Annotated in this window: 6 protein-coding genes; all 6 read right to left on the bottom strand. The window is 55.8% G+C overall.

Annotated elements, in window-relative coordinates:
• Positions 1 to 17: 17 nt before the first annotated feature.
• Positions 18 to 890, bottom strand: a complete 873-nt coding sequence (locus BCM02_RS00500; protein WP_148927102.1) for a carbohydrate ABC transporter permease — start codon at positions 888 to 890, stop codon at positions 18 to 20.
• Entirely contained in the window at positions 884 to 1,792 is a 909-nt protein-coding gene (locus BCM02_RS00495; protein ID WP_246183126.1) for an ABC transporter permease, read from the bottom strand. Before BCM02_RS00495 ends, BCM02_RS00500 begins: the two co-directional genes overlap by 7 nt.
• A 73-nt stretch (positions 1,793 to 1,865) precedes the next feature.
• A complete protein-coding gene (locus BCM02_RS00490; protein WP_187433935.1) occupies positions 1,866 to 3,431 on the bottom strand; it encodes an extracellular solute-binding protein in 1,566 nt (521 codons plus the stop codon).
• Positions 3,432 to 3,725: 294 nt separating this feature from the next.
• Positions 3,726 to 5,957 (bottom strand): helix-turn-helix domain-containing protein, encoded by a 2,232-nt coding sequence (locus tag BCM02_RS00485; RefSeq protein ID WP_148927099.1) that lies wholly within the window; start codon positions 5,955 to 5,957, stop codon positions 3,726 to 3,728.
• A gap of 223 nt (positions 5,958 to 6,180) precedes the next feature.
• Entirely contained in the window at positions 6,181 to 6,684 is a 504-nt protein-coding gene (locus BCM02_RS00480; protein ID WP_148927098.1) for a HEAT repeat domain-containing protein, read from the bottom strand.
• 211 nt (positions 6,685 to 6,895) lie between these two features.
• Positions 6,896 to 12,841: a pectinesterase family protein gene (locus tag BCM02_RS00475; RefSeq protein ID WP_187433934.1), complete on the bottom strand. Its 5,946-nt coding sequence runs from the start codon at positions 12,839 to 12,841 to the stop codon at positions 6,896 to 6,898.
• Positions 12,842 to 12,889 lie beyond the last annotated feature (48 nt).

Below are 12,889 nucleotides of genomic sequence, written 5' to 3'. Positions count from 1 at the left end.
AGCGGCATTGCCCCGCATTAACCCTTCACGGAACCGATCAACGCGCCTTGCTCGAAGTGCTTCTGGATGAACGGATACACCATGATAATCGGCAGGCAGCCCAGTAGAATCAGCGCATATTTCAAGGATTCCAGCACGACCCTTCGGCCGGAGGCTGAAGTGGTCTCCAGCACGTCGCCTGCCTGGCCGACCACGACCAGATTGCGGATCACCAGCTGAAGCGGATATAAGTCCGGGTTTCGCAGCAGCAGCAGCGCCGCCGAGAAGCTGTTCCAGATTTCCACCGCGTAGAATAGACCGATCGTCATGAGCACGGGCTTCGATAAGGGAATGACGATGGACGTGAGCAATCGAATATCCGACAATCCGTCGATCCGGCCGGACTCCTCGATTTCTTTCGGAATGCCTTGGAAAAACGTACGCATCACGATCAAGTTGAACGTATTGATGGCATTGGGCAATACCATCGCGCCGATCGTATCCAATAGACCGTATGACTTGACCACGAGATAGAAAGGAATCATCCCGCCGTTAAACATAATCGTAAAGACGATCAGCATCATGATGGGCTGCCCAAGCAGCAAGTTTCTTCGCGATAACGAATACGCGCCCAGCATGGTGACCAGCATCGAGATGCTCGTGCCCAGCACCACGTACAGCAGCGTGTTCCGGTAGCCGATCCACAGCCGCTCGTCTCCGACCGCGGCGGTTAGGGCATCCCATTGCAGGCCTTTGGGCCACAACCCGACTTCGTTGCGAATGACGTATTCCGGCGAGCTGAGGGCAACGGAGGCCATATGGACAAAGGGAAACAGGGACGCGAACGCCACGATGGCGAGCAGCACGAAATTGACGACGTCGAAGAGTCTGATCCGCTTCAGCTTCACCATAAACTCGTCTCCCCCACTCTACGGCTGACTTTATTGGCGGAGTAGATAAAGAGGAATGAAATGACGGCCATGGATAAATCGATCGCCGCCGCGTAGCTAAAGCTGCCCCCCAGAATGCCGATACGGTACACGTAAGTCGAAATGATATCCGATGTTTCGAGCGTCGCCGTATTGCCGAGCAGGAAGGCCTTGTCGAAGCTAAGCTCCAATATGCCGCCAATCTGCAAAATAAACACGATCACCATCGCGGGCACGATGCCGGGCAGCGTAACATGAAGCGTCTGCTTCCATCTTCCCGCTCCGTCGATCTTGGCGGCTTCGTAGAGCTGGGGATCGATCGAGGACAACGCGGCCAAATAAATGATCGTGCCAAAACCGACATGCTGCCAAATGTCGGAGCCGATATAGATGGGACGAAACCATTCCGATTGCTGCAAAAAATAGATCGGCTCGAATCCCAAGGATACGATGAGTTGATTGATCCATCCCGTGCTCGGCGACAAGAGCATGATCAGGATGCTGGAGACGACGACGCTGGACAAGAAGAAAGGCATGTAACTGACGGTCTGCACGAACCTTCTGTACTTCTTCCAACGCATCTCGTGAAACAGAATGGCCAGTATGATCGGCGCCGGATACAAAAACAAGAGTTTTAACCCGCCAAGCACAAGCGTATTGCGAATGATATTCCATGCGTCCGGATTGTTGATGAACATGTTGTAATGTTTCAGTCCGACCCAATCGCTGGCCCAAAACCCTTTGAACAGGTTGTAATCCAAAAAGGACACCGCGATCCCGAACATCGGCGCATACCTGAACAAGGCGTAATAGAGCAGCAAAGGGACGAGCAGCAGCAGATAGATCCGATCGCGCTTGAACCGCTTGATGATGGATGATTTCAAGACACCGTCCCCCTCTCCTGATCGTGAAGCAGGGCCATACCGTGCGTTATCGATATGGCCCTATAGCTTAGGTTCACTTGGTATTGGCCAGCAGCCGATCCAAGGCGGTTTGGTAGGTTGATTGAATGGTGGCAATATCGTACTTGTCGAGCTCCTTCACGAACGTCTCCCATTCCGACATGTCCCGATCGCCGAAAATAAACTTGGTCACTTCCCCCGTCCAGAACTTCCAGATCTGGTCGTTCAGCACCGAGACGGTTGCCGCCTCTTCCGTGGTTAACACAGGCAGGATATTCGACACGTTGAGCCGATATTTCGGCGCTTCCCGGTACGAAGCTTGCTCCTCCTCTTTCACCAGCGCAAGCCAAGCCTCGAAATCGAACCACCCGTAGGTGCCGGCGGTCTGAATACCCGATTGGACACGCAAATCATTGGCTTCTTTGTAGTTGGCATTAAACTTCCGCTTGCCGCCTTCGACCGTGTAGGTCTCCCCTTCTTTGCCCCAGCTCTGAATGTCCCGGCCTTTCGCGGAGAAGATGTAATCCAGATAGCGCAGGGACGCGTCAAGGTTCTTCGTCGTCGACGATACGGCCAGACCATAGTTCTCGAAACCGCTCTTCGCCAAGTATGGCTGGTCGCCCGCTCCGATCGGCGGCACCATAAACTTGAGAGTCCCCTCCGCAAGCTGACTGTTGATGATTTCGATTTGGCCGATGAATTGAACGGCGATGAACGACTTGTTCGTGGTCATGAACTGCGCCCACGCTTTATAGTCCATCGTGAGCCAATCCGGCGGGATCAGGCCTTCTTCCAGAAACTTGTTCAACATCCCCACCATCGTTTTGGCGGCCGGATCCTGAAGACCGTATTTCATTTTGCTCGGATCCTTCGCATCCGGATGCATCTCCGGATAAATCCCGAACGAAGGCCCGATAAAGTTCAGCGTGTTCAATCCATGGCGGAAGGCGAACGGATAACTATCCGGATAGAGCTCTTTCAACTTCTTGGCCGTGGCATACAAGTCGTCCCAGGTTTTGGGCTCCGCGAGATTATGTTTCTTGAAAATATCCTCGCGATACATCCAGACCGTCTGACTGCCTTCGCCGGCGCCATCGTTCAGGATGCTGAACATTTCTCCGGTCGGAGACAGCACTCGCTCCTTCACGTCGGGCTTGCTGTCCAAGTAAGCTTTGACGTTCGGCATTTGGTCCAGATGTTGGGCCAGATCGATGAAAGCCCCTTGCGGGCCGTATTTTTGCACATCGCCGGGGAAGACGGACAGCACATCCGGCATATCGCCCGAAGAAATCGCCAGCGCCAACGATTCGGGGCCTGTCGCGAGCACCGGTTCGATCGTAATATTCGTCTCTTCCTTAATCCATTTCCAGACGCCCCAATCCGGCTTGACGGGCCAAGCGGTTGAATTCTCCGTAAAGAGGCGAATCGTCGCAGGTTCAGGCAAAGCAGGCTTATCCGAAGCTTTGGGTTGTTCGTTTGATGAGTCATCAGGCGTCGCGGCCGGTTGGTCCGTCTTCGATGGCGTTGACGCCGGCTTCGTGTTGTTATTGCTGTTGCTGCAAGCGGCGAGAAGCAGAACCATACAGATGACGGCAAGGAAGGCAAACTTCGCATTTTTCATAGAACCCCGTCCTTTTCTCATTCATGGAATGTTGAGCGCTTTCACTTCATCGAAGATGACGCAAACCCATATCCCCCCTTTGGTCATTCCAGCATAGGCGAGGGGCGAGGGCCCGGTAAATAAGCTGTTCGCTTAGTAACCGATACGATTTTACACATATGAAAAAAAGATAAAGGTTCCGTAAATAAGCCCACTCTGCCACTCTTGCCGACTACGACCCGCTACGCGCCGATTATAAAGAAATGACGGCAGGTTCAGGGAGCTAGCCCCAGCACGCCTGCCGCCATTATTCATTCACATGCTTTCCGACCGCGGTTCCCGGTTTTTTCGGAAGTCGCTCGGTTTGAGACCCGTATATTTCTTGAACATCCGGTTGAAGGACGTAATATTCCGATAACCGACCGCCTCTGCCACGTCCTGAATTTTCAGTTGACTATCCGCCAACAGGTCCGTCGCTTTTTGGATCCGGGTCTCATTGATGTACTCCACCAAATTGACGCCCGTCTTCTCCTTGAAGTAAGAGGATAAATAACCGCTGCTAATATTCAGCTTGTCGGCTAACGTTTGCAAATAGATGTCGTGCTCCAAGTTCGCGCCGACATATTCCATGACGAAAGAGATAATGGCATCCTTCCGTTCCTTCTTCTGCTGAATGACCTCCGCGATCCGCTTCACCCAATCCGCAAGCAGCGACTCCAGCTCGTGTACGGTCACGCACCGCTGAAGCTTCTCCTCCGCGTTCGCCAGAATTTCGTCCAAGGTGGATGGATTCATCACGTCGTAGGATAGCGCTTGCCGAATGCGAACCATCTCCGTCTCGGCAAACCTGAGCCAGGCGCCGGCATGAATCGGGCAGTCGCGCCACTGCGCGAAGAAGCGCTCCAGCAGCTCGGTTAGCGCTTTGGCGTTCCCGGCTTTTAGATTGGCTCGAAATTCTTTATCCTGCTCTGGCGAGAACCCGAGCGCCTCCGTTATAACCGAAGACGTGTCCACAATCTGCGTTTCGTCGATCAACCTGCGATAGCCGACACGCTCATGAGCTTCCTTATAGGCAGTCGGAACCTGATTGAAGTGATGGAACGTGGAAGTCATCGCGATCGTAATCACGCCGCTGTCCCGATCCTGGTCGAATACGATTTTCATCTCGTCCAGCTGATCTCTTAGCTTCCGCAGATGATGCTCGTCCTCCAGGAAGACGAGACTTAGAATTTGGTTGTGTTCGATTTGGATCGTCACCGCTTCCGGGAAACTGCGGCTGAATCCGACTTCGACGAATACTTTGATGTAATACAGCCAGCTTGGGAACGAGCCGCGAACGCCGGACGAGGCGTGCTTCTCCACGACATGAAACAGCACGAATACGAATGCCTTATCCGAAAAGTCGAGCTTGGCGGTTTCGGAATCTTGGTTTCGAATATCTTTCAAGTAATTGATAAACGCCCACTGCTTCAAAATCTTCTTCTTATCGCTCATCTGACTGCCGATTAAATCGAACTCCTGAATATGCGACCGGTAAGGCTCGGAATCGCTCGCTCCTCGAATCGACTGAATCAACCGCTTGAGCGGCGTATTCATGCGCGCGGCTAGGAGGAACGAAATGAGAATGCTCAACAAGACGACCGCTACGATCACCATCACCATCGTCAGGTTTAACCTGGTCTGAGAAGCCAAGTCGGATACGGGAAGCCGATGAAGATACGTCATCCGGCTGTCTTTGCCCGTCATATAGAAGAAGTATTGATCGGCTCGGCTGAAGTAGGGTTCGCCTTGCGGCTTCAGCTCGCGCAGCGGGACCGCGGACTCGCTTCCCGCTCGGCTGAATATCGTATCTCCTTGTTCGTTGAAGATGATCAAATCCTCGTTGCTCGACTGATGGAAGGCCTCGTACATTTTCTTGGCGTTCAGGAACACCGCCATGTAGAAATCTTGACTTCGGCCGGGTTTGAACACGATGGGGATGTATTCGCCAAGCTCGCTCGCTCGGCTCCGAAACAAATTCGTATAGAAGCGGTCGGCCGGGAAAACCCGGCTGTTATACGTTTCTTCAAACTGCTCCGCCCAAAATCCTTTGGGATATCGCTCGCTGGCAAGGAACACGTCGAACATAATATCGGGTGTCGTCGTGGTGCCCTTCTCCAAGACGAACTGATGTTTATTCGAATAGAAGACGATATTGTCAATGAAAAGATAGGGGTTGGATACCCAAGTTTGAATGTTCTTGATGACTTCGGGGGAATTCGTATAGTGGGGTTCTCGCTGCAGCTGCTGGACGTAATCGCTGTAATAGAACACATGCATGTGCTTCTCGATCAGCTTGAAATGTTTCTCGTAGCTGTCCATCGTATTGCGGAGCAAGAGGGTATTGTATTTGACGACTTCCTGTCTGACGTTGTTCTTCTGTACCGATACGGCGTATAGGGTCAAGGATACCAGCAGCAGAATGATACCTAAAAAACCGATCACGAGCTGCAGAAAAAAAGAGACCGATTTCAACCGGAAGTCGAACAACGATCGGATCTTCTTCATGATTCCACCGACTCTCTGTTCGAGTTACTTGCCATATGCCAAGTTTTACCTCGTATAGATAGCCAAAGTATATCTCGCACCCCCATCATCGTCAACGCAATACCTTGTCCCTCGGCGATCTGTTCGATATTCATGTATATTTACGCTATGGAAGCTTAATCACAAGCGAGTCGATCGAGGAATCCTTTCGCGCGGGACGCGGCGAACTAGGCTAAACCACCTATTACGTAAGAAACAAAGAACCTTGGGCTAATCGTTCAAGCGCCTCTTCGAGAATTTCGTTATTTTTCTTCTTCAATTTCGGTTCAATGATATTCCGACACCTTTCTTTCTCAACGTCAGACAGATTATCGATTACATGTTCTAACAACAACAACGATTGTAAACTTGCCTCGAAGGTATCGTCGCCAATAAAGCCGGTTATGGTTTCGATATGAGAGAAATACTCGAGATTTTCTAACGCATATAATAAGGTCCCTCTGCTCCCCTTGGTTTTCGGGCGGACTAAGACTTCGATTATTGGTTCAACCGCTGCGTTGTGTCCGATATCCGACAGAGCCAGCGCAATTTCATTCCTCAATTTATTATTCTCTGTTGACTGCAAGTGCTTAATTAACGTATCCAATAGGGAAGCTTCTTTCATATTACCGATGGATTGAATGATAACTATAGCGTCATCGATTGCGTTCTCTGCGATTAAACGATCTAATTGGCGTTGTATGTGCAACTCCCCATTCCCTGATTGTGACTAGCAAGTTCCTATTTCCACTATACGCCAATGAAGTCAAGAAAGCCTAGTGCTGTTTGTTCTCTATTGAAGTGTCCTAGTGTTCCGTTCAATAGTTGAATCCGCCAATACAAAGAACCCCATGTCTCCAACAAGACATGGGGTTCCTCTCATTCTGCGACTCGCAGCCATCGCCGCGTGCCTTATTCCGCTACCAGTTCATAATCTGCCGCGCCATCATCGTCAAATCCACAATATCGATTTTGCCGTCGGCGTTCAAATCGCGCTGCTTGATCGTCTCCCACTGCGCATCGGCGCTCGTCTTGCCGTACGACTTGGCCATCAGCGCCAGGTCGCCGATCGTCAAGCTGCCGTCGTTGTTGTTGTCGCCGGGCACGTTCGCGATAACGGAGGCTTGGAAGACGTTCAGCGCCGCATCCAGCGTCTGGATCGCCTGTTCCACTTGCGCGCTCGTCGCGGCATCGTTCGCGGCCACCGTTCGCGCTTGATCGATCGCCGCTTGAAGCTTCGCCTTCGCGCCGGCCGGATATTGGCCGACCCGGCTGCCTTCTACGGCGGCGTCGTGCGCTTGCTGCGCCTTCGCGATAAGCGCGTTAAGCGCCGCTTTATCCGCGACGGCCGATACTTTGATCGTGAACGATTTGCTCGGAATCTGCGATTCGACGCCTTCGCCAGTAGCTTTGGTCAAGTCAAATGCGATCGTCTGGTTGCCCTGCACCGCGCTCGCTCTAACCTTGAACGTCAGCTTGAGCAGCTTGCCGTTAGGTGTCGTCTGCCCCTCGCCGACATGAACGCCGAGTATGCGCAGGTTGCCAGGTTGAGATTGGGCGTGATCGACGACGACGAATTTCGATTCGTCCACCGAAACGACGCCGACGAATTCGAACTGATCGGCGTCGAACGTCACGCCAATATCTTGCGCGAGCACGTCTTCTTCCACCGAAGCCAGCCCGTATCCGAGGTCGAATGCCGCCCCGCCGGCCGTGGCCGACGAAGGCCCTTGAACTTGGATCGAAGGCGAGTTGTTACTCATATCCTCGACAGCATATCCATATACTTGCCTCGGATTCCATTGGTCGCTTCCCGCCAGAAGGTTATCGCTCGCATAGACGGCTGCTTCTTCCGCGGTCAGCTGCTTCGTCCAGCTGAACCGGCTCTTCGGATTCGCGCCCGGTCCGTAACTGGCAAACTCGCCGTATCGCGCCGTCTTCTCGTTGTTGGCGTTGCCCCAGTTGTTCCAGCCTTCCGGCGTAATATGGGAACCCAAGTAGCTGTTGATATAGATTACGTTCGCATCGCCGCGCCATGGCCGTCCGAGCGCTACGCCGGTCACGCCTTCGTCCGCCGTAATCCGGCTGTTCACGAACACGTACCCCGTATTGCTCGCGCCCGTGGATGCCGCCGTAACGTATCCACCTCTCAAGCTGTGAATCGTATTGTTCTCGAATACGGCCGTCGCGTTGCCGAAGATGAAATCGACCGTGCCTTCAATATAACTATCGACATAATAATGACGGCCGTTGTTCGCGTACAGCGTGTCTTGGTGTCCCTTCAGGCTAACGTCGCGGAACGTCAGCCGATCCGCGTTCGCGTAGAGCGCCACCGCTTGACCGGCGTCCATGCCCGCATCGTTCTGAATCGTCAGATGCTCCGCCGTAAATCCGCTGCCCTGCACGCGGAAGCTGTAGCTGTTCGAGGTGCCGAGCGGGTTGCCGTTGGCATCGAGCGTGCTGGCGGCATCGCCATAGATCAGGATCGTGCCTTCCCGGCTCTCGCCGATCATGCGCACGTTGGTCTTGGCGGAAGAGAGGTCCAGCTTCTCGCGGTAAGTCCCGTTCTTGATCCGGATAATCGTCGGCACCGCGCTATTGTTCGGCACGGCGTTAATCGCATCCTGTACCTTCGTATATTGTCCGCTGCCGTCAGCCGCGACCGTAAGAACTACAGCCGGCACCTCGCGAACGATAGCCGACGATCCGCCCTCGCCCGCCGCATTGGAAGCCGAGACGATATAATAGTAAGCGGTGCCATTCACCAAGCCCGAATCCGCGAAAGCCGATTCCGTCAGATCGCTCGCAACGACCGCGAACGGGCCGGATGGCGATACGCCTCGTTTCACGGTATAAGTTGACGCGCCGGCAACAGCTCCCCATCGCAGCGATATGCTGCCATCTCCAGGCGTCGCGGCCAGATCGGACGGAACCGCGGGCAAGTCGCCATTGGCCACGTAACGAGCGCCTACCGGATTGGAAGCCAAGCTGCGCACGGCGTCGTTCACGGCGGCGACCTTGTAGTAATACGGTTGACCATCCGTCAGACCGACGTCCGTGGACGTCGTGCCGGCGACGTTGTCCGCAATTACCGTATAGGGTCCGCCGAGCGAATCCGCGCGGATGATCTCATACGAGGCGGCACCCGCGATGCTCTCCCACGTCAACTGCACGCCGGTCGCATTCCCGGTAGCGGTAACGACCGGCGTATTCAGCTCCATCGCAGGCGTGACTGTCGCGGCGGCGGAATTGTCGCTCTCCCCGCCGATGCTCGACGCGGTAACGACGTAATAGTACGTCGTGCCGTTGTCCAATCCGCCGTCCCGATACGTCGTCGCGGCGATGTTGGAAGCGACGTTCGCGTAAGGGCCTTCCGGATTCGCGCTCCGCTTGACCGTGTAGTGAATCGCGTTGTCGACGGCCTGCCATTGCAGATCCGCCTGCCCGCTGCGCGGCGAAGCCGCAAGTCCCGCAGGCGCCGCCGGCTTGACGGCAGCCGTGGACGGCGTTACGACGGCTTGATTGGAAGGGCCGCTCTCGCCCGTGGACCCGACCGCCGTCACGATGTAGTAGTAAGTCGTCTCATTCTGCACCGACTCGTCAATATACGTGACGTCCGTCACTCCCGCGGCGATCTCCGCGTAAGGTCCGCCGTCCGTCTCGCTCCGCTTGATCGCATAGGTGGACGCGCCTTCGGCCGCCGTCCACGCCAATTGGACTTTGCCGTTGCCCGGAAGCGCGGACAGCCCGTTCGGGCTTTCGACCGGTTCGACATACAGCTTCACGTTGTCATAGTAGATCGTGCCCTTGCCCGTGCCCGGCGTCTTCGCCGAGAGGCGGCCGATGCCCAGCGTCCGGAAATCCGCCTCGAGCGGCGCGTCATCCGCCGCGAGCTTGTTATCGATGAAGATGTCGGCCGTCTGGGCCGCGACGTTCGCCACGATCTTCAGGTTGATCCACTGGTTGTTGGCAGGCGGGTCGACAAGCTTCACGTCCGCGCCGTTCCGCTTATACACTAGCGTGTAATTCGGTTCCGCGGCAGGAACGGTCGGCTTGCGAAGCTGGATGGACAGCGCCGTCTTGGTGCCGTTCTCGTCCTGCAGGTTCAGCACCGTGGACGTTCCCGGCCAACCAGGCGAGGTCAGATCGGCCTCAAAGACGAATTTGCCGGTCTGCGGCGCGAATTTGCGGAACAGCTCCGAGCTTCCGACCGCGTTGTCGTACAGCAGCAGCGCTTTGGACGAGGCATTACCCGTCGTGCCTGTCGGAATCGCGGCGGCTACGACCTTATGGTCGGCATCCGCCGGTACGGGCGCGAACGTATACCCCTCCGGCGTCGCGTCGGTCGCCGCGTCTTCGAAATCGTCGTCGATCATATAGAGCGTCTCGGGATCGCCTTCCGCAATCGCGCTGACGACGTCCGAGTTGAAGCTCGTGCCTTTCGCGTTGTGCGCGGTCACGTAATAGTAATACGTCATGCCCGGCGCAAGTCCGGCATCCGCGTACGTCGTCGCCGTCACGCCCTCCGCGATCTGCGCGAACGGACCTCCCGGAATTTCGCCGCGGTAGACGTTGTAGGCTGCCGCGGATTGCGCTTCGTTCCAGGTCAGGTTGACGGACTTGATGCCTGCCGTCGCCTGTACCCCGGTCGGAGCAAGCGGATAATCCGCGTCGAGCGGCTTTACGGCCGCGTTCGAGAATACGGAAGCATTATATTTGTTCACGTCGTCGTCCGCCTTGGAAGCATCCGCAGCCAGGCCGAAATAGACGGTCTCCCCCATCGTGATATCGGACGAATCCACGACCGCCCAATCCATGCCGTCGATCGAGGCTAGCGCCGTGAATTGGTTGCCTAACCGAACGAGCTTTATCCAATACGGCGTGTTGATGAACGCTTCGGGTTCGACTCGCTGCGCTTGGCCGCCATCGGATTGCCGCTTCAGCACGATGCTCTTTTTGCCATATTTCACATAGGAGGCCATAAGCGCGACGAATTTGGCGCTCTTATCCAAGCTGTCCCGAATCATGACGCCGGCTTCCGACTCGTCGTCCGTCGCCGTGATACGATGCACTTGAGCCACGATCTCGCCGTTGCCCGTCAGCTTCTGGTACGCGTATTGAAAATGGTCCTCGCGGCCGCCAATATCGCCAGCCGACTTGACGGTCACATCCGATGCGCTCTCGCCCAGCTGGGTATGGCCTTTGATCCCCGGCGTCCCGACGTCGGCCGACTTCCAAGGCTGGGTGCTGCCCATCTTGTTCACGTGAATCCCGACATTGCTGGACTGCGTCGCCGTGCCCGTGTCATCGATCGCCCGAGCCGTCACGTAATAGCTGCCGTCCCGCGCGTTTTTCCATTCGAACGAATAGGGAGCCGTCGTATCTTCGCCCAGCTTCTGATCGTTCGCGTAAAATTCCACCTTCGCCACGTTGCCGTCGGGATCGGATGCCGTCGCGTTTAGGTTGACGGTGGAGCCTTCCGTTACCGTCGTATGATCAGCCGGAGAGACGATGGCCGCCGTCGGATTAAGCGAACCGTTCCCTTTAATGCCGTTCAGGTAAACTTCCAAGTTCGTATATCCGGAAGCATGGATGCCGTTGCGGTCCGAGGCCTCGTTCGGATTGAGTCCGTTCGCCTGCTCCCATTCATTCGGCATGCCGTCATGGTCATCGTCCGCATGCGTCGAGACCGTCTCCGGGAACTCGAGATACCCCCCGACTTCCTTCTGGGAGTTGATGTGACGCCCCGCGCGGTCCTTCGTCTCCTGCACGACCCGGGCATCGATCGCGTCCCGCTTCGGCACGATCGCGCCGGCGGAGGCGAGCACGTGCTCGTAAGCCGCTTCCGCGGATTCCGGATTGGCCGGATTCGGCATCTGGACAGGCTCGCTTAAGACGGACGCTGGATTCGCGACGTCGCCGACGCCTTTCCAATTGTCCGCGGTCACCTCCGGCGAGCCATCCATCACGTTGCCGCCGATGTAAATTCGCGTATTCGCGCTCACGCCGACGAACACTTGGTCGCGCACGGAACGCCACGTGCTCGGCCCGTATTTGAAGTAGTTGTCGCGCAGGTTGTAGTTGCCCTCCTCGCCCCCGTAGGCGGAGAAGAAGCCCCAGTCGTAGATGATATTGTTGTACATATCAACCGGAAAACCAGGCGAGCCGGCAAAACGCGGATTACGGCTCACGTTGTGCGCGATCAGATTATGATGGAACGACGCGTTGTTGCCGCCCCAAATGCCGCCGTATCCGTGCCGGCCTTTCTGATGAGAGGTCATCAGCATGCTCTCGGAGATGATCGACCATTGCACGGTCGTATTCTCGTTGACGTACATGCTCAGCACTTCGTCCACGGACCAGCTGAACGAGCTGTGATCGATGATGATGTTCTTATGATAGCGTCCGCCGAACGCGTCGTCCTCGCTCATATAGCGGTCGCCGAGCCGGAACCGCATGTAGCGCACGATGAGGTTGTCGGCTTCGAAATAGGTGGCGTAATCGGACACCGTGATGCCGTCGCCCGGCGCCGTCTGTCCGGCAATGGTCAGGTTGGATCCGGTAATCTTCAGCGGCGACTGCAGGTGAATCGTGCCGCCGACGCGGAAGACGATCGTCGTATTGCTCTTGGCGACGCCTTCCCGCAGCGAGCCCGGCCCGGAATCCGCCAGCGTCGTCACTTCATACACTTCTCCGCCGCGTCCGCCCGTCGTATACATGCCACCGCCTTCGGCGCCGGGGAAAGCCGGCAATAACACGGTCGCCGTGGCCGACGCGGTCTGCGGCGCGTCGGCGGCCGCGATACCGGACAGCAGGCCGGATACCATGGAGACGGCCAAAGTCAAAGGAACCATTTTTTTGAGCAACGTGAATCCTCCTCGGTTTTCGTTTTCTCTCGTGTTGCCGTTGACGAA

The organism is Paenibacillus methanolicus (assembly GCF_008124765.1).
In the GTDB taxonomy this organism is placed as follows: domain Bacteria; phylum Bacillota; class Bacilli; order Paenibacillales; family Paenibacillaceae; genus Paenibacillus_Z; species Paenibacillus_Z methanolicus.
This window is presented reverse-complemented; position numbering and strand designations above follow the sequence as displayed.

Coding starts and splice junctions, on each gene's coding strand:
- BCM02_RS00485 (WP_148927099.1), bottom strand. CDS start 5,957: ATGAAGAAGATCCGATCGTTGTTCGACTTCCGGTTGAAATCGGTCTCT.
- BCM02_RS00500 (WP_148927102.1), bottom strand. CDS start 890: ATGGTGAAGCTGAAGCGGATCAGACTCTTCGACGTCGTCAATTTCGTG.
- BCM02_RS00490 (WP_187433935.1), bottom strand. CDS start 3,431: ATGAAAAATGCGAAGTTTGCCTTCCTTGCCGTCATCTGTATGGTTCTG.